This is a genomic window from Ralstonia sp. 25C (assembly GCF_051904805.1).
GTDB lineage: Bacteria > Pseudomonadota > Gammaproteobacteria > Burkholderiales > Burkholderiaceae > Ralstonia.
Genome location: NZ_CP196737.1, coordinates 1,445,439 through 1,468,628 on the forward strand (window position 1 = coordinate 1,445,439; position 23,190 = coordinate 1,468,628).

The window sequence follows — 23,190 nt, forward strand, 5'->3', positions numbered from 1 at the left end:
ACACGACCGCATCCCCATGAAGCTGATTCCAGAAATCCAAGCCGCGCAGCCCGAGATCCAGGCGCTGCGACGCGACATCCACGCCCACCCCGAACTCTGCTTCGAAGAACAGCGCACTTCTGACTTGGTCGCCGCCAAGCTAGCCGAATGGGGCATCGAAGTGCATCGCGGCCTTGGGAAGACCGGGCTGGTGGGCGTCATCCGCAACGGTGAAGGCAAGCGCATCGGCCTGCGCGCTGACATGGACGCTCTCCCGCTCGCCGAGGCGAACGAGTTCGAGCACCGCTCGCAGCACGACGGCAGGATGCACGCGTGTGGCCACGACGGCCATACGGCGATGCTGCTCGGGGCCGCGCGTTACTTGGCCAAGCACCGCAACTTCAATGGCACCGTGCACCTCATCTTCCAACCAGCAGAAGAAGGCGGCGGCGGTGCGCGCGAGATGATCAAGGACGGTCTGTTTGAGAAGCTTCCCGTGCGATGCCGTGTTTGGCATGCACAACTGGCCCGGCGTGCCGGTCGGATCATTCGGTACACGCGTCGGCGCGCTGATGGCGTCGAGCAACGAATTCCGCATCACGATCCAAGGTAAGGGCGCGCACGCCGCGCTGCCGCATAACGGCAATGATCCGGTATTCGTCGGCGCGCAGGTGGTGTCGGCGCTGCAAGGCATCATCACGCGCAACAAGCGCCCGATCGACACGGCCGTTCTGTCTGTCACGCAGTTCCACGCCGGCGACGCCACGAACATCATCCCGAATGAAGCCTGGATTGGCGGTACGGTACGCACGTTTTCTACCGAAGTCCTCGACTTGATCGAGCGCCGCATGGAGGAAGTCTCGAAAGCCATCGCCGCTGCATATGACTGCACGGTCGATTTCGCTTTCCACCGCAACTACCCGCCGACAGTCAACACCGAGGCGGAAACGCAGTTCGCGGCGGAAGTCATGCGCGAACTCGTGGGCGCAGACAATGTCAACGCCAACATCGACCCGACCATGGGTGCGGAGGATTTCTCCTTCATGCTGATCGAGAAGCCTGGGTGCTTCGCGTTCATCGGCAACGGTGATGGCGATCACCGAGAGCAAGGCCATGGTTTGGGCCCATGCATGCTGCACAATCCGAGCTACGACTTCAACGACGAGTTGCTACCGCTGGGTGCGACGTACTGGGTACGGTTGGTGGAGAAGTACCTAGCACGAGCCTGAGCCGCCAGGGTGTGTACTGTGGAAGCGTAAAAGCCACCGTGTTCGGTGGCTTTTGTTTTGGAGTGAGCTGAGCTCAAGGGATTCGCGTTTGTGGATGCGTAAAAGCAAACACCCCAGCTCGGTATGGAGCTGGGGTGTTTTATGGGAGAGCCTGGCGATGACCTACTTTCACACGGGAATCCGCACTATCATCGGCGCGGAGTCGTTTCACGGTCCTGTTCGGGATGGGAAGGGGTGGTACCGACTCGCTATGGTCACCAGGCTATGACTTGTCGTCACGTTGACGTGGTCAACGGGACCAATATGGGAATGTAGTGTTGGGGTTGTGTTTGATTTGTATCAGGCACAAGGCAGACCCAGCCGGAAACATACCGGTTATAGGATCAAGCCGCACGGGCAATTAGTACTGGTTAGCTGAACGCATTACTGCGCTTCCACACCCAGCCTATCAACGTCCTGGTCTCGAACGACCCTTCAGGCAGATCAAGTCTGCAGGGAATCCTCATCTTCAGGCAAGTTTCCCGCTTAGATGCTTTCAGCGGTTATCTCTTCCGTACATAGCTACCCTGCGATGCCTCTGGCGAGACAACAGGTACACCAGCGGTACGTCCACTCCGGTCCTCTCGTACTAGGAGCAGCCCCCGTCAAGATTCCAACGCCCACGGCAGATAGGGACCAAACTGTCTCACGACGTTTTAAACCCAGCTCACGTACCTCTTTAAATGGCGAACAGCCATACCCTTGGGACCGGCTACAGCCCCAGGATGAGATGAGCCGACATCGAGGTGCCAAACACCGCCGTCGATATGAACTCTTGGGCGGTATCAGCCTGTTATCCCCAGAGTACCTTTTATCCGTTGAGCGATGGCCCTTCCATACAGAACCACCGGATCACTATGTCCTGCTTTCGCACCTGCTCGACTTGTCGGTCTCGCAGTTAAGCACGCTTTTGCCATTGCACTTTAGGTACGATGTCCGACCGTACCAAGCGTACCTTCGAACTCCTCCGTTACACTTTGGGAGGAGACCGCCCCAGTCAAACTGCCTACCATGCACTGTCCCCGACCCGGATTCACGGGCCAAGGTTAGAACCTCAAACAAACCAGGGTGGTATTTCAAGGTCGGCTCCACCGAAACTAGCGTCCCGGTTTCAAAGCCTCCCACCTATCCTACACAGATCGGTTCAAAGTCCAATGCAAAGCTACAGTAAAGGTTCATGGGGTCTTTCCGTCTAGCCGCGGGGAGATTGCATCATCACAAACACTTCAACTTCGCTGAGTCTCGGGAGGAGACAGTGTGGCCATCGTTACGCCATTCGTGCAGGTCGGAACTTACCCGACAAGGAATTTCGCTACCTTAGGACCGTTATAGTTACGGCCGCCGTTTACCGGGACTTCAATCAAGAGCTTGCACCCCATCATTTAATCTTCCGGCACCGGGCAGGCGTCACACCCTATACGTCCACTTTCGTGTTTGCAGAGTGCTGTGTTTTTATTAAACAGTCGCAGCCACCATTTTATTGCAACCCCTTCGTCCTTCTGGCGCGAGCCAGTCAAACTACAAGGGCGTACCTTATCCCGAAGTTACGGTACCAATTTGCCGAGTTCCTTCTCCCGAGTTCTCTCAAGCGCCTTAGAATACTCATCTCGCCCACCTGTGTCGGTTTGCGGTACGGTCTCGTATGACTGAAGCTTAGAGGCTTTTCTTGGAACCACTTCCAATTGCTTCGCGACCTAAAGTCGCTCGCCCCACACCCTTGAATTACGCACCCGGATTTGCCTAAGTGCCATCTCCAATGCAGGGACCGGGACATCCAACACCCGGACAACCTTCCGCGATCCGTCCCCCCATCGCATCATACGACGGTGCAGGAATATTAACCTGCTTCCCATCAGCTACGCATCTCTGCCTCGCCTTAGGGGCCGACTCACCCTACGCCGATGAACGTTGCGTAGGAAACCTTGGGCTTACGGCGAGGGGGCCTTTCACCCCCTTTATCGCTACTCATGTCAGCATTCGCACTTCTGATACCTCCAGCATCCTTTACAAGACACCTTCACAGGCTTACAGAACGCTCTCCTACCATGCACTTACGTGCATCCGCAGCTTCGGTATATTGCTTAGCCCCGTTACATCTTCCGCGCAGGACGACTCGATCAGTGAGCTATTACGCTTTCTTTAAAGGGTGGCTGCTTCTAAGCCAACCTCCTGACTGTTTTAGCCTTCCCACTTCGTTTCCCACTTAGCAATATTTAGGGACCTTAGCTGGCGGTCTGGGTTGTTTCCCTCTTGACACCGGACGTTAGCACCCGATGTCTGTCTCCCGTGATTGCACTCTTCGGTATTCGGAGTTTGCTATGGCGGGGTAATCAGCAATAGACCCCCCAACCATGACAGTGCTCTACCCCCGAAGGTGAGACACGAGGCACTACCTAAATAGTTTTCGGAGAGAACCAGCTATTTCCAAGTTTGTTTAGCCTTTCACCCCTATCCACAGCTCATCCCCTAACTTTTCAACGTTAGTGGGTTCGGTCCTCCAGTACGTGTTACCGCACCTTCAACCTGGCCATGGATAGATCACTTGGTTTCGGGTCTACACCCAGCGACTGAACGCCCTATTCGGACTCGCTTTCGCTACGCCTTCCCTAATCGGTTAAGCTTGCCACTGAATGTAAGTCGCTGACCCATTATACAAAAGGTACGCCGTCACCCGTTTCCAGGCTCCGACTGTTTGTATGCATGCGGTTTCAGGATCTATTTCACTCCCCTCCCGGGGTTCTTTTCGCCTTTCCCTCACGGTACTGGTTCACTATCGGTCGATTACGAGTATTTAGCCTTGGAGGATGGTCCCCCCATCTTCAGACAGGATTTCACGTGTCCCGCCCTACTTGTCGTACACCTAGTTCCACAATACTGCTTTCGCATACGGGGCTATCACCCACTATGGCCGGACTTTCCATTCCGTTCTGCTAGCAATACTGCTAAAGAGTACAAGGCTGATCCCATTTCGCTCGCCACTACTTTGGGAATCTCGGTTGATTTCTGTTCCTGCAGCTACTTAGATGTTTCAGTTCACTGCGTTCGCTTCTGTTACCTATGTATTCAGTAACAGATGACCCATGCGGGCCGGGTTTCCCCATTCGGACATCTGCGGATCAAAGCTTGTTTGCCAGCTCCCCGCAGCTTTTCGCAGGCTACTACGTCCTTCATCGCCTGTAATCGCCAAGGCATCCACCACATGCACTTATTCGCTTGACCCTATAACGAGTATGTCTCGCTATAGGCTGAGTTCTCGCGTTGTGCCGTATTCCAAGACAATCTCATCGATTGCTCTGGTAATACTGGTTGATACAATCACAACCCAGTGTCGCGTAACTACCGAGCATCTCATCAATGCTCCGCGACACCTTTACTACATTCCATATTGTTAAAGAACAGCCGAACTTTTACGCTCGTCTTGGCTAGGCCAAACGCAAACACCATCGACATCGCGTCGATGCTTGCGTTTGGTAACCAAAAGGTAATGGTGGAGGATGACGGGATCGAACCGACGACCCCCTGCTTGCAAAGCAGGTGCTCTCCCAGCTGAGCTAATCCCCCAGTCACGGCAGAGTACAACTTCCACCGTCCGTAACTTGGTGGGTCTGGTAGGACTTGAACCTACGACCCCCGCCTTATCAAGACGGTGCTCTAACCACCTGAGCTACAGACCCTTGGCTGTAACATCAAACAAACCGATAAGTGTGGACGCCTAACGTCGGATGCACGCTCTTAAAGGAGGTGATCCAGCCGCACCTTCCGATACGGCTACCTTGTTACGACTTCACCCCAGTCATGAACCCTGCCGTGGTAATCGCCCTCCTTACGGTTAGGCTAACTACTTCTGGCAAAACCCACTCCCATGGTGTGACGGGCGGTGTGTACAAGACCCGGGAACGTATTCACCGCGGCATGCTGATCCGCGATTACTAGCGATTCCAGCTTCACGTAGTCGAGTTGCAGACTACGATCCGGACTACGATGCATTTTCTGGGATTAGCTCCACCTCGCGGCTTGGCAACCCTCTGTATGCACCATTGTATGACGTGTGAAGCCCTACCCATAAGGGCCATGAGGACTTGACGTCATCCCCACCTTCCTCCGGTTTGTCACCGGCAGTCTCTCTAGAGTGCCCTTTCGTAGCAACTAGAGACAAGGGTTGCGCTCGTTGCGGGACTTAACCCAACATCTCACGACACGAGCTGACGACAGCCATGCAGCACCTGTGTCCACTTTCTCTTTCGAGCACCTAATGCATCTCTGCTTCGTTAGTGGCATGTCAAGGGTAGGTAAGGTTTTTCGCGTTGCATCGAATTAATCCACATCATCCACCGCTTGTGCGGGTCCCCGTCAATTCCTTTGAGTTTTAATCTTGCGACCGTACTCCCCAGGCGGTCAACTTCACGCGTTAGCTACGTTACTAAGGAAATGAATCCCCAACAACTAGTTGACATCGTTTAGGGCGTGGACTACCAGGGTATCTAATCCTGTTTGCTCCCCACGCTTTCGTGCATGAGCGTCAGTGTTATCCCAGGGGGCTGCCTTCGCCATCGGTATTCCTCCACATCTCTACGCATTTCACTGCTACACGTGGAATTCTACCCCCCTCTGACACACTCTAGCCGTGCAGTCACCAATGCAATTCCCAAGTTAAGCTCGGGGATTTCACATCGGTCTTGCACAACCGCCTGCGCACGCTTTACGCCCAGTAATTCCGATTAACGCTTGGACCCTACGTATTACCGCGGCTGCTGGCACGTAGTTAGCCGGTCCTTATTCTTCCGGTACCGTCATCCACACCTAGTATTATTAAGTGCGATTTCTTTCCGGACAAAAGTGCTTTACAACCCGAAGGCCTTCTTCACACACGCGGCATTGCTGGATCAGGCTTTCGCCCATTGTCCAAAATTCCCCACTGCTGCCTCCCGTAGGAGTCTGGGCCGTGTCTCAGTCCCAGTGTGGCTGATCGTCCTCTCAGACCAGCTACTGATCGTCGCCTTGGTGAGCCTTTACCTCACCAACTAGCTAATCAGACATCGGCCGCTCCTATAGCATGAGGCCTTGCGGTCCCCCACTTTCACCCTCAGGTCGTATGCGGTATTAGCTAATCTTTCGACTAGTTATCCCCCACTACAGGGCACGTTCCGATGTATTACTCACCCGTTCGCCACTCGCCATCAATCTAGCAAGCTAGATCATGCTGCCGTTCGACTTGCATGTGTAAGGCATGCCGCCAGCGTTCAATCTGAGCCAGGATCAAACTCTTCAGTTCAATCTGCTGTTTTCGCTCTTTACGAGCGGTCGCTCACTCTCAGAATCTGACTTGAACTTTCGTTCAAACCTTACTTCTGTGCGAGCACTTCATTACTTGTTAGCTAACGGACGAATCCGTCGCATCCAGTATTAAGCGCCCACACTTATCGGCTGTTTGCTTGTTAAAGAACTGCGCGATCAACTTTGTTCACCGCGTCGCTGCGTTTGCTGCAGCAGAGAAACGAGATTATGCAGAGCTTTTTCGTCGCTGTCAACAACTTGCTGAAGAATTTTTATCGTTCAACGCGTCGCTAACTTCACTGCAACTTCGAGCCGCCGCCAACCACTCAACAACCCGCAAACCCGCACCACTCTTACTTCTCCGCCACTTCAACTCCACCGCCTCAACCTTCGTTTCGGCGCTGTGTCGTGCAGCGAGGGGCGAACTATAGGCGGGTTCCTGGAGGTTGGCAACACCTTTGTCGTGACGGGTTGATGACGAACCGATGAAGAATCACCGCCAGCCCAGTCTGCGCCTACGATTGCCGGTCAAAAGCAGCTGCAAAATGACCCGAAGGATACCCGAGATGATTACTCGGGTATTCCCTAGATCACTCGGCCAGCGCCCTCTTACTGGTGCTTGAACGTCGGCGCCCGCTTCTCCAGGAAGGCGCGCATGCCTTCTTTCTGGTCTTCCGTGGCAAAAGTGGCGTGGAAGAGGCGCCGTTCCAGATGCACGCCGTCGGAGAGCGAGGTTTCGTAGGCGGCGTTGATCGACTCCTTGATCATCATGACGGCGGGCAAGGAAAAGCCGGCGATGGTTTCCGCGGCTTGGATGGCTTCGTCGAGCAGCTTGTCAGCGGGGATGACGCGGGAGACAAGGCCCGCGCGCTCGGCTTCTTCTGCGCCCATCATGCGGGCGGTCAGGCAGAGGTCCATGGCCTTGGCCTTGGAGACGGCGCGCGGCAGGCGCTGGGTGCCGCCGGCGCCTGGCATGGTGCCGAGCTTGATTTCGGGCTGGCCGAACTTGGCAGTGTCGGCGGCGAGGATGATGTCGCACATCATGGCCAGTTCACAGCCACCGCCCAGCGCGTAGCCGGCCACCGCGGCGATCACCGGCTTGCGGATGCGGCGGATGGTTTCCCAATTGCGGGTGATGTATTCGTTCTTATAGACGGTGGCGAAGTCGTAGTCGGCCATGGCACCGATGTCTGCACCCGCGGCAAACGCCTTTTCGCTGCCGGTGATGACGATGGCGCCGATGTTGGCGTCGCCATCGAAGGAGAGCAGCGCGGCGCCCAGTTCATCCATGAGTGCATCGTTGAGCGCGTTGAGCGCCTTCGGACGGTTCAACGTAACAAGACCAACACGACCGCGCGTTTCGACCAGAATGTTTTCGTAGGACATGGAAGCTCCAGTTGGAATGGATGTAATATTAGCCGACCAACCGGTCGGTTAATGAATTAGCCGATGACCGAGGAGGAGACAAGATGACGAGCCCGACCATTCTGCTTGACTGGCACGATCACGTGGCGACCATCACGCTGAACCGGCCCGACCAGCTCAACAGCTTTACGGCTGGCATGCACCGGGAACTGCGCGACGCGCTGGACAAGGTGGAACGCCAGCGCGCCCGAGCGCTGATCCTGACCGGTGCCGGACGCGGTTTCTGTGCGGGGCAGGATCTCTCCGAACTCAATTTCACGCCCGGGCAGATGACGGACCTGGGTCAACTCATCGACGAGCAGTTCAACCCGCTGGTGCGCCGTCTGCGCGCCCTCCCCCTGCCGGTGATTGCCGCGGTGAATGGCGTAGCCGCCGGCGCGGGCGCCAACCTGGCGCTGGCGTGCGACATCGTGATGGCGGCGGAAAACGCGTGCTTTCTGCAGGCGTTCGTGAAGATTGGCTTACTGCCGGATTCGGGCGGCACGTGGTTTCTACCGCAGCGCATTGGCGTGGCGCGGGCGATGGGGCTGGCGATGCTCGGCGAGAAGCTCGACGCCAAGACCGCGCTCGCCTGGGGCCTGATCTGGGGCGTCTATCACGATGCCAAGATCCTCATGACTGAAGTGCAGGCGATGGCCGACCACCTGGCCAAGCAGCCGACCCGGGCGCTGGCCGCCATCAAACGGGCCATGCATGCGGCGCCCACGCAATCGCTCGATGCGCAGCTGGATCTGGAGCGCGATCTGCAGCGCGAGCTGGGCAACTCCCACGACTACGCCGAGGGCGTGAACGCCTTCCTCCACAAGCGCGTGGCCCACTTCACGGGCGAGTAAGGAACACCACGGCATGACCGAGACCGTCCTCCACGATGCGCAAGCGCTGGCCGAAGCTGCCTGCAAAAGCATGTTTGACGCCGATGCCTGCACCCGCTGGCTCGGCATGCGCGTGGAGGTGGTCGCACCCGGCTACGCCCGTCTCTCGATGACGGTGCGGCCCGAATTCCTCAACGGCCACCGCACGTGCCATGGCGGATTGATCTTTACGCTGGCCGATTCGGCCTTTGCGTTTGCCTGCAACAGCCATAACCACAACACGGTGGCGGCCGGCTGCAGCGTCGAATTTCTGCGCCCGGCGCACGGCGGTGACGTGCTGACCGCTGAGGCGACCGAGCAAATCCTGTCTGGCCGACACGGCGTGTACGACGTGCGCGTGTCCAATCAAACCGGCGAGGTGGTCGCCATGTTCCGCGGCAAGTCTGCGCAGATTCGCGGCCACGTCATTCCTGATCCGGACAAAGCAGAAAGCTAGTTCGCCCTCTATATAGAGCCCCGATTGCGCCACAAGAGGACGCCGCACGACGGCGCCCCGAAGAGGAGACCCGCATGCGCCCCCGCTCGACCGATCTGCCGCTCGACCCGATCGAGACCGCCAGCCGTGATGCTATCCAGGCGCTGCAGCTCGAACGTCTGAAACGCAGCCTGACCCACGCGTATGAAAACGTTGCCGCTTACCGGGCTAAGTTCGACGCGGTGGGCGTGCACCCGTCGGACCTAAAGTCGCTGGCCGATCTGGCGAAGTTTCCGTTCACGACCAAGAGCGATCTGCGCGACAACTATCCGTTCGGCATGTTTGCCGTGCCGCAGGATCGGATTGCGCGCATCCACGCATCCTCGGGCACCACGGGCAAACCCACGGTGGTGGGTTACACGCTGGGCGATATCGATACCTGGGCTGGGCTGGTGGCGCGCTCGATTCGTGCGGCGGGGGCACGGAGTGGGGACAAGGTCCACGTGAGCTACGGCTACGGCCTCTTCACAGGCGGCCTGGGCGCGCACTACGGCGCCGAGCGCGCGGGGCTGACGGTGATCCCGTTCGGCGGCGGCCAGACCGAGCGCCAAGTGCAGCTCATCCGCGATTTCCAGCCGCAGATCATCATGGTCACGCCCAGCTACATGCTGGCGATTGCCGACGAATTCGAGCGCCAGGGCATGGACCCGGCCGCCTCCAGTCTGCAGATCGGCATCTTCGGCGCCGAGCCCTGGACCCCAGAGATGCGCAATGCAATCGAGGCGCGCATGGGGCTGTCGGCTGTGGACATCTACGGTCTGTCAGAAGTGATGGGCCCAGGCGTGGCCAGCGAATGCGCCGAAACCAAGGACGGCCCGACCATCTGGGAAGACCACTTCTACCCCGAGATCATCGACCCGAACACCGGCGAGGTGCTGCCCGACGGCGAATTCGGCGAACTGGTCTTCACCTCGCTGACCAAGGAAGCGATGCCGGTGGTGCGCTACCGCACCCGCGACCTGACGCGCCTGCTGCCGGGCACGGCACGCCCTGGCTTCCGCCGCATGGAAAAGATCACCGGCCGCTGCGACGACATGATGATCGTGCGCGGTGTGAACGTGTTCCCGTCGCAGATTGAGGAATTGATCCTGCAGCATGCGGCGCTGTCACCACATTACCAATGCGTGCTGGGCAAGGAAGGGCCGCTGGATACGCTGACGGTGCGGATCGAGGCAGCGCTGGGCGCGTCGGCGGAGAACGCCAGCGCGGCAAGCACCCAACTGGCGCACGACATCAAGACGATGATCGGCGTGACGGCGGCGATTGAGATTCTGGCGACCGGCGGGATCGAACGTTCGGTCGGCAAGGCGCGCCGCGTGGTGGATTTGCGGCGCGGTTAGTCCGCGTGATTAACGGGTGGCGACGCCGATGCTGCCGCCCTTCGGTACGAGAACCCACAGACGACCGGCTTGCTTCATCCGCCCCGCCAGATCGCCAGCGTTATCACCATGGCCGAAGTAATAGTCGGCGCGTACTGCACCGCGAATGGCCGAGCCCACGTCTTGCGCGAACACCAGCTTCTGGATCGGCTCCGTGGACAGCGGCTTGGTGGTCAACAGGAACACCGGTGAGCCGAGCGGAATGTACGACGGGTCCACCGCAATCGAGCGCTCATCGGTGAGTGGCACACCCAGTTTGCCGATAGGGCCACCCGTGTTACCGGGCGTTTCGGCAAAGAACACGTAGCGCGGGTTGATGTTGAGCATCTCTTCCACGCGGCTGGGGTTGGCGCGCGCCCAGGCCTTGATGCCTTGCATGGTCGCCTGCACGGGCGTGATCTCGCCCTGGTCGAGCAGCCAGCGTGCAAACGAGCGGAACGGCTGATTGTTCGTGCCGCCCACGCCCAGGCGCATGATGCCGCCCTCTTCCAGTTGAACCTGGCCCGAGCCCTGAATTTGCAGGAACGCCGCTTCCACCGGATCGTCCACCCACACGACTTCCTGCCCCTGCAGTGCTGGGCTGTGGATCAACTGGGCACGTGCCGGCAGCGTCTTGCCGCGCCAGACGGCAGGCATGCGATACAGCGGCGTCTGATAGATGCCGTGGCGAGTCCGCGAGCCGCGCAGCAGCGGTTCGTAGTAGCCGGTGATCAGGCCGCTGTCGGTGCCGTCGTCTTTAACGACGCGGTACGGCGTGAAGTTGTCTTCAAAGAAGACACGCATGGCGATCGGGTCACCGGCATCGATCATCAGGCCTGCGGAACAGACGCGCGACCAATCGGTGCGGCGTTTCATGGCCTGACAGTTCGATTGCAGCGCGGGCCACGCGGAGGCCAGATCGTCGGCGGTCCAGCCGGTCACATCCGCCCAGGTGGCTGGGGCCAGATGCCCGCCCAGCGTTGCCGTAGGCGGTTGCGACGTTTCGACGCGCGGCGGGGGCCCGCTGGTACACGCGGTCAGCAAGGCGGCAACCAGGGCCGTGGCCAGCCCCGCCCATCGACGAAAATTGGCGGTACGAGCGTGTGTCAATGCGTCCAAGGTTGCTGCTGTCATGCCTGTTCCATCCTGTCCGAAGAGGCGGCGGGCTTGGCTACAATGCCCCGCATCCGCGCTGCTATCTGCGCTGCAAATCCGCGCCTCTCGTCGTCGACCATGAGCCAATTCTTTGAAAACCATCCGATGATGCTGTTCGGCCTGGAGGCCGGCGTGGCGCTGTTCCTGCTGATCTTCATCGTGGCGTGGACGATGTCGGGAGCCAAGAAGCACCCGCGTCCACTGCGCGCTCCGCCCGACCATCCTTCGCGCCAAGCAGGGACCGCCCAACCTTCGGAATCGACCGGAACCGCGCCAAAAGATTCGCAGCCGCCGAAGGCGTCATCCTAATCAGTGCAGCATGCGCGGCATCACCAGCGCAAATTCGGGGATCGGCGCCTCGAAGCGGTGACCGTCCTCGGCCACGCAGAAGTACTCGCCGCGCATCGTGCCCACGGGCGTCTTGATGGTCGCCCAGCTCGTGTACTCAAACGATTCGCCCGGCGGCAGCAGCGGCTGGTGGCCGACCACGCCCAGGCCGTTCACTTCCTGCACCTGCTCTTCGGCGTCGGTGATCACCCAGTGACGCGAGATCAACTGGCTCGGCACATCGCCGGTGTTGCGGATGGTGATGGTGTAGGCAAAGGCGTAATTGCCCTGCTCGGGCTCGGATTGCTCCGGCAGGTAGCGCGCCCGGACCTGGACGGTGAGTTCGTAGCTCGGCATGACGATCCACAATAAGAATGGCGCCCATTGTGCGGCATGGCTGGGGCAGCCACAAGGGACGAGGGGGACACGGCCGGCTGGCTGATCCCGGCTAAAATAGCGGTCTTCTTCTCGCATCCGCGCCTTTTTTGCCTCCCATCATGCCCGCAGCCATCGATCCGTCCGGTTTCCGCATTGCCCCGTCCATCCTGTCCGCCGACTTTGCCCGCCTGGGCGAGGAAGTGCGCCGCGTGCTCGAATCGGGCGCCGACTGGATCCACTTCGATGTGATGGACAACCACTACGTGCCGAACCTGACCGTCGGCCCGCTGGTGTGCGAAGCCATCCGCCCGCACGCGGTGAAGGAGGGCAAGCCGGTGCCGATCGACGTGCACCTGATGGTGAGCCCGGTCGATCGCATCATTCCCGACTTTGCCAAGGCCGGCGCTGATTTGATCACCTTCCACCCGGAAGCGTCCGAGCACATCGACCGCTCGCTCGCGCTGATCCGCGACAACGGCTGCAAGGCCGGTCTCGTGTTCAACCCGGCCACGCCGCTGCACTACCTCGACCACGTGATGGATCGCCTGGACATGGTGCTGATCATGTCGGTCAACCCGGGCTTTGGCGGCCAGTCGTTCATTCCGGAAGCGCTGAACAAGCTGCGCCTCGTGCGCCACAAGCTGGATGCCTACCAGGAAAAGACCGGCCGGAAGATCCTGCTGGAGATCGACGGTGGCGTGAAGGCCGACAACATCGCCGAGATTGCCAAGGCAGGTGCGGACACCTTCGTCGCCGGTTCGGCCGTGTTCGGCAAGCCGGATGCAGACGGCGGCTACCGCGGCACCGTGGGCGCGCTGCGCCAAGCCCTGGCCAGCCTGTCGTGATGACGGGCACCTTGCCGAGCGGCCCTGTCCGCGCCGTCATCATCGACCTGGACGGGACGATGGTCGACACAGCGGGCGACTTCCACGCCGCCATCAACAAGATGCTGGAGGCGCTCGGCGCGGTGCCGGACATGTCGGCCGAGGAAATCGTCGGCTATGTCGGCAAGGGCTCGGAGAACCTCGTGCGGCGCGTGCTCGACGCGCGTCTGCCACCCGCCCAGGCCAACAGCCGCTTCGCCGAGGCACTGGACGCCTACCAGCGCGCCTACATCGCCATCAACGGCCAGTTCGTGAATGTCTATGACGGCGTGCGCGAAGGGCTGGCGGCATTGCGCGACATGGGCCTCGCCCTCGCGTGCGTGACGAACAAGCCACACGATTTCACGCAGCCGCTGCTGGCACAGCTCGGCTTGGCCGACTATTTCGACCTCGTCTACCCCGGCGACGCCTTTCCGTACCGCAAGCCCGATCCGTACCCCATGCTGCGGGTGGCGGAAGCGTTTGGCGTGCAGCCAGCCGAAGTCGTAGCGATCGGTGACTCAGAAAACGACGCCCGCGCGGCCCGCGCCGCTGGCATGCGCGTGCTGGCGGTGCCATATGGGTACAACCACGGCCAGCCTATACAGCACGCGGGAGCCGATGCTATAGTCGACACACTTTTTGCGGCAGCGCAGCTGATTCAGCCCTACGCTGAGCCACACAACGCAACATCTGCCGCTTCCAACTGACGATCCATGTTCCTGAATCGCAAACGCATCTTCGCTCGTGGTGACCGGGGGGCCTGGCCCTGGCGACCCTGGCACGCCCTCGCTCGGGCGTAAGCGTTTGCACGGCTGCTGATCGTTCTCCCCCGGTTTCGGCGCACTCTGCCTGAACCACCGCTGTATCTCCTGCCCCAAACGCTGACCGCCCGCCGGTCTTCCGTGGCCTTTGGCTTGCGGATGACCTTTGCGGGACCGCACGGTTTTTCGCGTTCCCACCCCTGATGTTCTGCTAACGTTCCGACGGCGCAATCGCGTTTGCCGTGGAGCGAACGCATGCCGGTGCGGGCGATACAACGTGCCGGCGAATCGATCTGACCGCTCATGACCGAACTCGAATTCAAATCGCTGGCCGACCAGGGCTACAACCGCATCCCGCTGATTGCCGAGGCACTGGCCGATCTGGAGACGCCGCTTTCGCTGTACCTGAAGCTGGCGCAATCGCACGACCGTGGCACGCACACCTTCCTGCTGGAATCGGTGGTGGGCGGCGAGCGCTTCGGGCGTTACTCCTTCATCGGCCTGCATGCGCACACGCTGCTGCGCGTGAAGGGCAACCACACCGAAGTCGTGACCGACGGCAAGGTCGTCGAGACGCACGAGGGCAACCCGCTGGACTTCATCGCCGCCTTCGAGCGCCGCCAGAAAGTGGCGCTGCGCCCAGGCCTGCCGCGCTTCTGCGGTGGCCTGGCCGGCTACTTCGGCTACGACGCTGTGCGCTTCATCGAGCCGCGTCTGGCTGAAACCACCCCGCCGGACGACCTGCAACTGCCCGACATCCAGCTCATGCTGTGCGAAGAGCTGGCCGTGATCGACAACCTGTCGGGCAAGCTCTACCTGATCGTCTACGCCGATCCGTCCAAGCCCGAGGCCTACTCGCGCGCCAAGCAGCGTCTGCGTGCGCTGCGCACCAAGCTGCATCAGCCGGTGGACGTGCCGGTGACGTCGTCGTCGGTGCGCACCGAGACGATCCGCGAGTTCGACAAGGCGGACTACATCACCGCTGTGCTCAAGGCCAAGGAGTACATCGCCGCCGGCGACATGATGCAGGTGCAGGTCGGCCAGCGCCTGGTCAAGCCGTTCCGCGATGCGCCGCTGTCGCTGTACCGCGCGCTGCGCTCGCTGAACCCGTCGCCATACATGTACTTCTACAACTTCGGCGATATGCAGATCGTCGGAGCCTCGCCGGAAATTTTGGTGCGCCAAGAGGAACGTCGCGTGCCTGCCAGCGCGAATGGTGAAAACGGCGGCAACGGCGCCGACGAATCCGCCCGCATCGTGACGATCCGCCCGCTGGCCGGCACACGCCCGCGCGGCAGCACGCCCGAGCGCGACGCCGAACTGGCGACCGAACTGCTCAACGACCCGAAGGAAATCGCCGAGCACGTCATGCTGATCGACCTGGCGCGCAACGACATCGGCCGCATTGCCGAGATCGGTTCGGTGAAGGTGACCGACCAGATGGTCATCGAAAAGTATTCGCACGTGCAGCACATCGTGAGTTCGGTCGAGGGGCGCCTGAAGCCCGGCATAACCAACATGGACGTGCTGCGCGCGACCTTCCCCGCCGGCACGCTGTCGGGCGCGCCCAAGGTGCGGGCGATGGAGATCATCGACGAGCTGGAGCCCGTCAAGCGCGGCATCTATGGCGGCGCGGTGGGGTATCTCTCCTTCTCGGGTGAGATGGATCTGGCCATCGCCATCCGCACCGGCATCATCAAGGACGGCAACCTGTACGTGCAGGCCGCGGCCGGCGTGGTGGCCGATTCGGACCCGGATGCCGAATGGAGGGAAACCGAACACAAGGCCCGCGCCGTGCTGCGTGCCGCCGAGCAAGTGCAAGACGGCCTCGACGCCGATTTCTGAGAGGTAAGGAGACCACCATGCTGTTGATGCTCGATAACTACGACTCCTTCACCTACAACATCGTCCAGTACTTCGGTGAGCTGGGTCAGGATGTGCGCACCGTGCGCAATGACGAAATCACGATCGAAGAGATCGAGAAGCTGAACCCGGAACGCATCTGCCTGTCGCCCGGGCCGTGCACGCCGATGGAAGCCGGCATTCTGGTGCCGGCGCTCAAGCACTTTGCAGGGCGCGTGCCCATCCTGGGCGTGTGCCTCGGCCACCAAGCGATTGCCGATGCATTCGGTGGCCGGGTGATCCGCGCACAGAAGGTGATGCACGGCAAGGTCGACACCATTGAAAACACCGGCGTGGGCGTGTTCGCGAATCTGCCGCGCCACTTCAAGGTGACGCGCTACCACTCGCTGGCGATCGAGCGCGAAACGTTGCCCGACTGCCTCGAAGTGACCGCCTGGACGGCCGACGGCGAAATCATGGGCGTGCGCCACAAGACGCTGCCCGTGGAAGGCGTGCAATTCCACCCGGAATCGATCCTGTCGGAACACGGCCACGCGCTGCTCGGCAACTTCCTGAAGGAACGCGTCTGATGCGCCGCGCGTGTGCGGTCATCGTTGCAATGATGGCGAGCCTGCCGGCCATGGCCGGTACGCTGGAAGCCTGTCGCGCCGCCCAACCCGAAGCCGGCAATGTCGCCCAATGCGTGCAGACCGCGCGCAAGGCAGCGCAGGCTGAACTGGCCTGGGCGGAGTCAACGCGCCGCAACGCACTGCGTGCCCGCATCACCGCCAACGCGGGAACGGACAAGGGCGCCGCCATGGCCTTCGACCGCACCGTGCGCGCGCACCAACTCTATCGGCAGGCCGAATGTGACCTGCGCCGCCGCCTGGCCCGCAACACGCCCGATGCCGACCTGGCTGAAGGCGCGTGCGAGGCCGACCTCTTGCGCGAGCGCATCGGCGCCCTGCGTGAAGCCGGACCGGCGACCCCGGCCCCGGCGGCCCCCAACTGAATCCGGAACGACCATGCCCATCACTCCGCAAGAAGCGCTCGTCCGCTGCATTGAGCACCGCGAAATTTTCCACGACGAAATGCTGCACCTGATGCGGCTGATCATGCGCGGCGAGATGTCGCCCGTCATGGCCGCCGCCCTCACGATGGGGCTGCGCGTAAAAAAAGAGACCATCGGCGAAATCGCGGCCGCTGCGACCGTCATGCGCGAGTTCGCCACCAAGGTCGAAGTGCCGGCCGGGGTGTCGGATCACTTTGTCGACATCGTCGGCACGGGCGGCGACGGTGCGAACACGTTCAACATCTCCACCGCGTCGATGTTCGTGGCGGCTGCGGCCGGCGCGCGCATTGCCAAGCATGGCGGACGCGGCGTCAGCTCCAAGTCGGGCAGCGCCGATGTGCTCGAAGCGCTGGGCGTGAACATCATGCTCACGCCCGAGCAGGTGGCCGAATCGATCGAGACAGCGGGCATCGGCTTCATGTTCGCGCCCAACCACCACCCCGCCATGAAGAACGTCGCCCCAATCCGCAAGGAACTGGGCGTGCGCACGATCTTCAACATCCTCGGGCCGCTGACTAACCCGGCCGGCGCGCCGAACATCCTGATGGGCGTGTTCCATCCGGACCTGGTCGGCATTCAGGTGCGCGTGATGCAACGCCTGGGCGCGAAGCACGCCGTGGTGGTCTACGGCAAGGACGGCATGGACGAGGTGTCGCTGGGCGCCGCCACGCTGGTCGGCGAGTTGAAAGATGGCGTGGTGACCGAGTACGAAATTCACCCCGAAGACTTCGGCCTGCAAATGGTCTCCAACCGCAGCCTGAAGGTGGCCGACGCGGAAGAATCCAAAGCCATGCTGATCGATGCGCTCGACAACAAGCCCGGCACGCCGCGCGAGATCGTTTCGCTCAACGCGGGCGCGGCGCTGTATGCGGCCAACATTGCCGGCTCCATCGGCGACGGCATGAAGCTTGCGCGCGAGGCCATTGCCAGCGGCGCCGCACGTGCCAAGCTCGACGAACTCGTGCGCGTCACCAACCAATTCAAAGCCTAAGCCTGTTCACTCATGTCCGACATCCTGAACAAAATCCTGGCCGTGAAGGCCGAAGAAGTGGCTGCCGCGCGCAAGCATCGTGACTTGGCCAGCGTGCGCGCCGAGGCCGAAGCCAACCGCACCGACAGCACCCTCGCCCCGCGCGGCTTTGCCAAGTCGATGCGCGACAAGATCGCCGCCGGCCACGCCGCCGTCATCGCCGAGGTGAAAAAGGCCTCGCCCTCCAAGGGTCTGCTGCGCCCCAACTTCAAGCCCGCCGAGATCGCTCGCAGCTATGCCGAGCACGGCGCCGCGTGCCTCTCCGTGCTGACCGACGAGCAGTTCTTCCAGGGCCATGCCGATTACCTGCGGGAAGCCCGCGCCGCCTGCACATTGCCTGTCCTGCGCAAGGACTTCATGGTCGACCTGTACCAGGTGTATGAAGCGCGCTCATGGGGTGCGGACTGCATCCTGCTGATCGTCGCCGCGCTGGACCAGGGGCTGATGGTCGAACTCGAAGCCTGCGCGCTGGAACTCGGTCTCGACGTGCTGGTGGAAGTGCACGACGGCCACGAGCTGGACCGCGCCCTGCGTCTGCAAACGCCGCTGGTGGGCGTGAACAACCGCAACCTGCGCACGTTCGAAACCACGCTCGACACCACGATCGGCCTGCTCAAGCACATGCCGGACGACCGCATCGTCGTGACCGAATCGGGCATCCGCACGCAGGACGATGTACGCAAGCTGCGCGCCGCCGCCGTCAACGCCTTCCTCGTCGGCGAAGCGTTCATGCGCGCGGACGACCCGGGTGCTGAACTGGCTCGCCTGTTTGCTTGACCGATACCATGGGCCGCGAGATTGAACTGAAGCTGGCCGTATCCGCCGGCACACACGACGCGCTGGTCGGCTGGTTGGATGCGAACGCCCAGCCCGCCGGCTCGGTGGAATTGGCCAACGTCTACTACGACACGCCGGACCAGGCACTCGCCCGCCAGCGCGCCGCGCTGCGCGTGCGCCGACAGGGCAAGCAGTGGCTGCAAACCTTGAAGACTGCCGGTGAAGCCGGCGCCAAAGGCGGTCTGTCGGCACGCCACGAATGGGAAGTGCCGCTGAACGACGACACGCTGTCGGTCGACGCGTTCGCCGCTCATCACGCCGCCGAAGCCGCCGACTACGTTCGCCCACACGCGGCGGCACTCGCCCCGCTCTTTCGCACCGACTTCACGCGCCGCCTCTGGCACGTGACGGCTGACGGCGGTGAGATCGAGATCGCACTGGATGCCGGCGCCATCCTCATCCCCGGCACGCAAGCGCGCGAGCCGATCGACGAGCTGGAACTGGAGTGGAAACCGGCCGCCGGCAGCACGCTCAGCGAAGACACCATCGCCGAGCGCTTGCACGCCTGGACACAAACGCTGCGCGCCGCCGTGCCCGGCCTGTCGCCGCTCGACATCAGCAAGGCGCAGCGCGGCTATCAGTTGCGCGCGAAAGCCATCGGGGGCAAGGCATGACGCGTCGCGTGAATCCCGCGCAAGCCGCTCTCTTCGATGAGCCCGTCGCCGACGCTTCGAACGAAGGTTTCACCCCGCTGGCCGAGCAATTCGATGCGCTGCCCGCCGACTGGAAAGCCCTCCTGACGCCCTGCATCGCGCAGACCAATTGGCCAGCGTTGTGCGCGTTCGTCGATGGCGAACGCGCAGCGGGCAAGCCGATCTTTCCAACGGATGTCTTTCGCGCGCTGCATTTGACGTCGGTGGACGACGTGCGCGTCGTCATCCTCGGGCAGGACCCGTATCACGGCACGGGCACCGTCGATGGCCGCGAGATTCCGCAGGCGCATGGGCTGGCGTTCTCGGTGCCGGCCGGCGTGCGCGTGCCGCCCAGCCTGCGCAACATCTACAAGGAAATTGAAGCGGAATACGCCTGCAAGCTGCCGAGCGCCTCGGGCAATCTCGAAGGCTGGGCGCGGCAAGGCGTGCTGCTGCTCAACACCGTACTGACCGTCGAGCAAGGCCAGGCCGCGAGCCACGCCAAGCGCGGCTGGGAGCGCATTACCGATTGCCTGCTGGAGCAGTTGGCACGCGTTGGCCACAAGCGCGTCTTCATGCTGTGGGGCAGCCATGCGCAGGCCAAGCGCGCGCTGCTGCCGGAGGGGCATCTGGTGCTGGAAGCGCCGCACCCGTCGCCGTTGTCGGCGCATCGGGGGTTTTTGGGGTGTGGGCACTTCAAGGCGGCGAATGACTGGCTGGGGGCGCAACATCAGCCGGCGATTGATTGGTTGAAGCCGCAGGTGGGCTGAGGCTGGCACCACATCACCATCAGCCCGACTGACTCGCCTGCAGCAGTTGCAGAAACGCACTCACTGCAGGCGATCGCTGACAGGGGTCATACACCGCGTAGAGGTCGGCCGCCAGCCGCTCTCGCAGCGCACAGAACCCGACACCCGGCCACGCAATGCGGGCACAGCTTGCCGGCAGCAGCGCAATACCGTAGCCATCGGCAACCAAGGCAAGCGCAGTCTGTGGCTCTGCTACCTGATGGACCAGTCGTGGCGACAACCCGCGCTCAAGACAGGCGGCGTACACAAAGGCCCCCAGACTGGATTCCTGCACCGACAGCGATACAAAATCCTCGGCGGCAAGATCCTCCAGCGCGACGACGGACTGGCCAGCCAGCGCGTGTTCCGCTGACACAGCAAGCACAATCTCCTCCCGGCCGATCAACTGGCTGGTCAGCCCTGGCGGAAGGGTGATGTGGTCCGTCCGGCAAACACCCAGATCAATGTGATGGTGCTGCAATGCGTTGATTTGCTGGGCAGGCGACAGTTCGGTGAGCGACCATGTCACTTGCGGAGATGCGGCAACAAACCGGCGCAACGTCGATAGCAGAACACCCCACACCGCCGTGCCAACGACACCCAACTGGATGTGCTCCGCCTCAGCACGCCCGAGCTGACTCACCTGGCGCAACGAGTCGTCAATGTTTTCGAGAATCCTGTCCACTTCATCCAGCAAGAGGCGGCCCGCCGGGGTCAGACCAACCGACCGGGTGGTACGCACCAGCAACTGTGTTTGCAGGATCTCTTCCAACTCTCGGATATGCAGGCTGAGCGGCGGCTGCGACATGTTCAAGCGCAGCGCCGCCTTGCTAAAGCTCAGCTCCTGCGCGACCACTTGAAAATAGCGAAGCAACCGCAGATTGATCCGGGTCAAGTCGGGGGCTAGCTGGCGAGATGCATTCATGGCGTATGCAAAGAACAGCAATGCGCCGATTTTAAGTTGCCCTCCCCGTTCAGCACCGTCGTGACAAGGGATTTGACTTCACGACGTGTGCATTCCCGTGCCCACCCGTCGGATGAATTGTCGATTGTTGTGCGCGACAGTGGCACCGACTGCAGAGGCGGCGTTACAGAGGGTGGCCGCCATGGCGCGGCGCCTGCATCCATACAAGCTCTATATAAAAAGACCCACTGAATGTATTGGACTCGCATGTGAGCGCGACTCTAGGATCGATTTTCGCCAATGGAAACCCTCACCATCAGGATCGTCCCATGACTCAAACCAACCCCGCGATCGCCGCCGACATCATCCGCCAACGCATCCCTGGCTTTGCCCCGCGCGCTGCACTCATTCTGGGTTCTGGCCTGGGCGTGCTGGCCGATTCAATGCGAGATGCCGTCACCATTTCTTACGCTGATTTGCCCGGGTTCCCGGCAAGCGGCGTGGCAGGCCACGCGGGCGAACTGGTGGCCGGATGGCTCGAAGACGTGCCCGTGCTCAGCATGAAAGGCCGCGGCCATTTTTACGAAGGCCACGGCATGCAGGTGATGACCGATGCGGTACGCACCTTCCGGCTGCTCGATTGTGAATTCTTGCTGGTCACCAATGCAGCAGGCTCCATGCGCCGGGAGGTTGCACCAGGCAGACTGGTCTGCCTGACCGATCACATCAACTTCATGCCGGAGTCCCCCATGGTCGGGGCCAACGACGAGCGCTTCGGGCCGCGGTTCTTCAGTCTCGCCAATGCGTACGACCTAGAGCTGCGCGAGCACCTGAAGAAGGTCGCCAGCAGCATCGGTATTGACCTCGCCGAAGGCGTATTTGCCGCCTATACCGGCCCCAATTTTGAGACCCCCGCTGAGATCCGCATGATGCAGACGCTGGGCTGCGATGTGGTGGGCATGTCGGTTGTGCCTGAGGTCATTTCCGCACGTCATTGCGGGCTGAAGGTTGTCGCCGTTTCCGCCATTACCAATCTTGCGGAAGGCCTGTCCGACACACCGCTGTCGCACGAGCAGACGCTGCGTTGCGCGGCACTGGCCACCGAAGATTTCATGCGGCTGATCCGCGCTTTCTTTGCCGACATGAGCGCACGCTGAATCGCCAATCGACCCGCCCTCTTCCCATCGCCCCATGAACCAGACTGACCGCATTGCCCGCATCATCGCCCTGATGGATCTGACCTCGCTGCGCGACGAGGATACCGACGACAGCATCCAGACCCTGTGCCGGCAGGCGGCCACGCCACTCGGTGCGCCGGCGGCGGTCTGTATCTACCCGCAGTTCATTGCGACCGCCCGTGCATGTCTGGCATCGCAGTCGCTGACACAGGTGCGGATTGCCACCGTCACGAATTTTCCGCACGGGGCCGCCGATATCGAAGCCGCTGCCGCACAGACCGAGCAGGCCATTGCGCTGGGCGCAGATGAAGTCGATGTGGTCTTTCCGTGGCGGGCATTGCAGGCGGGAGATACCCGCACGGGCGCACAACTGGTACGCGCCTGCAAGCAGGCCTGCGGCGACCGTGTATTGAAAGTCATCATCGAATCGGGCGAGCTGGCATTGCCCAATCTGATCCGGCAGGCCTCCGTCATTGCAATCGAAGGCGGCGCGGATTTCCTCAAGACCTCCACGGGAAAGGCCTCCGTACACGCTACGCCGGAAGCTGCCGCCATCATGCTGGATGTCATTGCCAACCATAACCGCGACTGCGGTTTCAAGGCGGCAGGCGGCGTGCGCAATCAGGCCGAGGCCGAGGTGTACCTCGATCTGGCAGAACAGGCGCTCGGCATGGACTGGGTGAATCCCGAGCACTTCCGCTTCGGCACATCGAGCCTGCTGGCCAACTTGCTGGCATCGACTGAAGGTTCGTCAACCGCCGGCTATTGA

At 61.4% G+C, this 23,190-nt stretch carries 19 protein-coding genes, 2 tRNA genes, 3 rRNA genes and 1 pseudogene; 16 read left to right on the forward strand and 9 right to left on the reverse strand.

The genetic code is table 11. The features are described from left to right. Positions 1-16 precede the first annotated feature (16 nt). Positions 17-1,208: pseudogene (locus ACS7SF_RS06700) on the forward strand (M20 aminoacylase family protein). A 149-nt stretch (positions 1,209-1,357) separates the two neighbouring features. Here ACS7SF_RS06700 and rrf read toward each other — a convergent pair. The 6 genes from rrf to ACS7SF_RS06730 all read right to left on the reverse strand — a co-directional run bounded on the left by rrf (position 1,358) and on the right by ACS7SF_RS06730 (position 7,907). Continuing rightward, positions 1,358-1,470 (reverse strand): 5S ribosomal RNA (gene rrf, locus ACS7SF_RS06705). Between the two features lie 117 nt (positions 1,471-1,587). Continuing rightward, positions 1,588-4,466, reverse strand: a 23S ribosomal RNA gene (locus tag ACS7SF_RS06710). Positions 4,467-4,732: 266 nt separating this feature from the next. After that, positions 4,733-4,808, reverse strand: a tRNA-Ala gene (locus tag ACS7SF_RS06715). 36 nt (positions 4,809-4,844) lie between these two features. After that, a tRNA-Ile gene (locus ACS7SF_RS06720) sits at positions 4,845-4,921 on the reverse strand. Positions 4,922-4,981: 60 nt separating this feature from the next. Further along, a 16S ribosomal RNA gene (locus ACS7SF_RS06725) occupies positions 4,982-6,519 on the reverse strand. Together the 16S, 23S and 5S rRNA genes with 2 tRNA genes alongside form the textbook arrangement of a ribosomal RNA operon. 611 nt (positions 6,520-7,130) lie before the next feature. Further along, complete coding sequence (locus ACS7SF_RS06730) at positions 7,131-7,907, reverse strand: enoyl-CoA hydratase (RefSeq protein ID WP_439892254.1); 777 nt, start codon at positions 7,905-7,907, stop codon at positions 7,131-7,133. An 83-nt stretch (positions 7,908-7,990) separates the two neighbouring features. Here ACS7SF_RS06730 and paaG point away from each other — a divergent pair, with 83 nt between their 5' ends. The 3 genes from paaG to paaK all read left to right on the forward strand — a co-directional run bounded on the left by paaG (position 7,991) and on the right by paaK (position 10,633). Then, positions 7,991-8,779 (forward strand): 2-(1,2-epoxy-1,2-dihydrophenyl)acetyl-CoA isomerase PaaG, encoded by a 789-nt coding sequence (gene paaG / locus ACS7SF_RS06735; RefSeq protein ID WP_439892255.1) that lies wholly within the window; start codon positions 7,991-7,993, stop codon positions 8,777-8,779. A 13-nt stretch (positions 8,780-8,792) separates the two neighbouring features. Continuing rightward, a complete protein-coding gene (gene paaI / locus ACS7SF_RS06740) occupies positions 8,793-9,254 on the forward strand; it encodes a hydroxyphenylacetyl-CoA thioesterase PaaI (protein WP_439892256.1) in 462 nt (153 codons plus the stop codon). Positions 9,255-9,328: 74 nt separating this feature from the next. After that, a complete protein-coding gene (gene paaK / locus ACS7SF_RS06745) occupies positions 9,329-10,633 on the forward strand; it encodes a phenylacetate--CoA ligase PaaK (RefSeq protein WP_439892257.1) in 1,305 nt (434 codons plus the stop codon). Between the two features lie 9 nt (positions 10,634-10,642). Here the strand turns inward: paaK and mltA are convergent, their stop codons facing one another. Continuing rightward, positions 10,643-11,785 (reverse strand): murein transglycosylase A, encoded by a 1,143-nt coding sequence (gene mltA / locus ACS7SF_RS06750; protein WP_439892258.1) that lies wholly within the window; start codon positions 11,783-11,785, stop codon positions 10,643-10,645. A 99-nt stretch (positions 11,786-11,884) separates the two neighbouring features. On the opposite strand from mltA, the gene ACS7SF_RS06755 reads away from it, so the two are divergent. Beyond that, entirely contained in the window at positions 11,885-12,115 is a 231-nt protein-coding gene (locus tag ACS7SF_RS06755; protein WP_439892714.1) for a hypothetical protein, read from the forward strand. On the opposite strand, the gene apaG is transcribed toward ACS7SF_RS06755, so the two are convergent. Next, positions 12,116-12,490 carry a Co2+/Mg2+ efflux protein ApaG gene (gene apaG, locus ACS7SF_RS06760; protein ID WP_439892259.1) on the reverse strand — a complete coding sequence of 125 codons (375 nt, stop codon included), beginning with the start codon at positions 12,488-12,490 and terminating at the stop codon, positions 12,116-12,118. Between the two features lie 140 nt (positions 12,491-12,630). On the opposite strand from apaG, the gene rpe reads away from it, so the two are divergent. The 9 genes from rpe to ACS7SF_RS06805 all read left to right on the forward strand — a co-directional run bounded on the left by rpe (position 12,631) and on the right by ACS7SF_RS06805 (position 20,321). Further along, a complete protein-coding gene (gene rpe / locus ACS7SF_RS06765) occupies positions 12,631-13,356 on the forward strand; it encodes a ribulose-phosphate 3-epimerase (RefSeq protein WP_439892260.1) in 726 nt (241 codons plus the stop codon). Further along, entirely contained in the window at positions 13,356-14,084 is a 729-nt protein-coding gene (locus ACS7SF_RS06770) for a phosphoglycolate phosphatase (protein ID WP_439892261.1), read from the forward strand. The genes rpe and ACS7SF_RS06770 overlap by 1 nt, the downstream gene beginning before the upstream one ends. 357 nt (positions 14,085-14,441) lie before the next feature. Further along, a complete protein-coding gene (trpE, locus tag ACS7SF_RS06775; protein ID WP_439892262.1) occupies positions 14,442-15,983 on the forward strand; it encodes an anthranilate synthase component I in 1,542 nt (513 codons plus the stop codon). A gap of 17 nt (positions 15,984-16,000) precedes the next feature. Next, positions 16,001-16,570 (forward strand): aminodeoxychorismate/anthranilate synthase component II, encoded by a 570-nt coding sequence (locus tag ACS7SF_RS06780; RefSeq protein WP_439892263.1) that lies wholly within the window; start codon positions 16,001-16,003, stop codon positions 16,568-16,570. Continuing rightward, positions 16,567-16,992, forward strand: a complete 426-nt coding sequence (locus ACS7SF_RS06785; protein ID WP_439892715.1) for a lysozyme inhibitor LprI family protein — start codon at positions 16,567-16,569, stop codon at positions 16,990-16,992. Before ACS7SF_RS06780 ends, ACS7SF_RS06785 begins: the two co-directional genes overlap by 4 nt. A gap of 13 nt (positions 16,993-17,005) precedes the next feature. Next, positions 17,006-18,043 carry an anthranilate phosphoribosyltransferase gene (gene trpD / locus ACS7SF_RS06790; protein WP_439892264.1) on the forward strand — a complete coding sequence of 346 codons (1,038 nt, stop codon included), beginning with the start codon at positions 17,006-17,008 and terminating at the stop codon, positions 18,041-18,043. A gap of 12 nt (positions 18,044-18,055) precedes the next feature. Then, a complete protein-coding gene (trpC, locus tag ACS7SF_RS06795) occupies positions 18,056-18,859 on the forward strand; it encodes an indole-3-glycerol phosphate synthase TrpC (protein ID WP_439892265.1) in 804 nt (267 codons plus the stop codon). Positions 18,860-18,867: 8 nt separating this feature from the next. Next, positions 18,868-19,533 (forward strand): CYTH domain-containing protein, encoded by a 666-nt coding sequence (locus ACS7SF_RS06800; RefSeq protein WP_439892716.1) that lies wholly within the window; start codon positions 18,868-18,870, stop codon positions 19,531-19,533. Further along, positions 19,530-20,321, forward strand: a complete 792-nt coding sequence (locus ACS7SF_RS06805; RefSeq protein ID WP_439892266.1) for a uracil-DNA glycosylase — start codon at positions 19,530-19,532, stop codon at positions 20,319-20,321. Before ACS7SF_RS06800 ends, ACS7SF_RS06805 begins: the two co-directional genes overlap by 4 nt. Positions 20,322-20,340: 19 nt before the next feature. Here ACS7SF_RS06805 and ACS7SF_RS06810 read toward each other — a convergent pair whose 3' ends face one another. Then, positions 20,341-21,264, reverse strand: coding sequence for a LysR family transcriptional regulator (locus ACS7SF_RS06810; protein WP_439892267.1), 924 nt, complete (start codon positions 21,262-21,264; stop codon positions 20,341-20,343). 308 nt (positions 21,265-21,572) lie between these two features. Between ACS7SF_RS06810 and xapA the strand changes: the two genes are divergently transcribed. Beyond that, complete coding sequence (gene xapA, locus ACS7SF_RS06815) at positions 21,573-22,400, forward strand: xanthosine phosphorylase (protein WP_439892268.1); 828 nt, start codon at positions 21,573-21,575, stop codon at positions 22,398-22,400. A 34-nt stretch (positions 22,401-22,434) separates the two neighbouring features. Next, positions 22,435-23,190 (forward strand): deoxyribose-phosphate aldolase, encoded by a 756-nt coding sequence (gene deoC / locus ACS7SF_RS06820; protein WP_439892269.1) that lies wholly within the window; start codon positions 22,435-22,437, stop codon positions 23,188-23,190.

What these genes read in the sequence shown, in the direction of transcription:
- ACS7SF_RS06730 (WP_439892254.1), bottom strand. Translation starts at nt 7,907, where the DNA reads ATGTCCTACGAAAACATTCTGGTCGAAACGCGCGGTCGTGTTGGTCTT.
- paaG (WP_439892255.1), top strand. Translation starts at nt 7,991, where the DNA reads ATGACGAGCCCGACCATTCTGCTTGACTGGCACGATCACGTGGCGACC.
- paaI (WP_439892256.1), top strand. Translation starts at nt 8,793, where the DNA reads ATGACCGAGACCGTCCTCCACGATGCGCAAGCGCTGGCCGAAGCTGCC.
- paaK (WP_439892257.1), top strand. Translation starts at nt 9,329, where the DNA reads ATGCGCCCCCGCTCGACCGATCTGCCGCTCGACCCGATCGAGACCGCC.
- mltA (WP_439892258.1), bottom strand. Translation starts at nt 11,785, where the DNA reads ATGACAGCAGCAACCTTGGACGCATTGACACACGCTCGTACCGCCAAT.
- ACS7SF_RS06755 (WP_439892714.1), top strand. Translation starts at nt 11,885, where the DNA reads ATGAGCCAATTCTTTGAAAACCATCCGATGATGCTGTTCGGCCTGGAG.
- apaG (WP_439892259.1), bottom strand. Translation starts at nt 12,490, where the DNA reads ATGCCGAGCTACGAACTCACCGTCCAGGTCCGGGCGCGCTACCTGCCG.
- rpe (WP_439892260.1), top strand. Translation starts at nt 12,631, where the DNA reads ATGCCCGCAGCCATCGATCCGTCCGGTTTCCGCATTGCCCCGTCCATC.
- ACS7SF_RS06770 (WP_439892261.1), top strand. Translation starts at nt 13,356, where the DNA reads ATGACGGGCACCTTGCCGAGCGGCCCTGTCCGCGCCGTCATCATCGAC.
- trpE (WP_439892262.1), top strand. Translation starts at nt 14,442, where the DNA reads ATGACCGAACTCGAATTCAAATCGCTGGCCGACCAGGGCTACAACCGC.
- ACS7SF_RS06780 (WP_439892263.1), top strand. Translation starts at nt 16,001, where the DNA reads ATGCTGTTGATGCTCGATAACTACGACTCCTTCACCTACAACATCGTC.
- trpD (WP_439892264.1), top strand. Translation starts at nt 17,006, where the DNA reads ATGCCCATCACTCCGCAAGAAGCGCTCGTCCGCTGCATTGAGCACCGC.
- trpC (WP_439892265.1), top strand. Translation starts at nt 18,056, where the DNA reads ATGTCCGACATCCTGAACAAAATCCTGGCCGTGAAGGCCGAAGAAGTG.
- ACS7SF_RS06800 (WP_439892716.1), top strand. Translation starts at nt 18,868, where the DNA reads ATGGGCCGCGAGATTGAACTGAAGCTGGCCGTATCCGCCGGCACACAC.
- ACS7SF_RS06805 (WP_439892266.1), top strand. Translation starts at nt 19,530, where the DNA reads ATGACGCGTCGCGTGAATCCCGCGCAAGCCGCTCTCTTCGATGAGCCC.
- ACS7SF_RS06810 (WP_439892267.1), bottom strand. Translation starts at nt 21,264, where the DNA reads ATGAATGCATCTCGCCAGCTAGCCCCCGACTTGACCCGGATCAATCTG.
- xapA (WP_439892268.1), top strand. Translation starts at nt 21,573, where the DNA reads ATGACTCAAACCAACCCCGCGATCGCCGCCGACATCATCCGCCAACGC.
- deoC (WP_439892269.1), top strand. Translation starts at nt 22,435, where the DNA reads ATGAACCAGACTGACCGCATTGCCCGCATCATCGCCCTGATGGATCTG.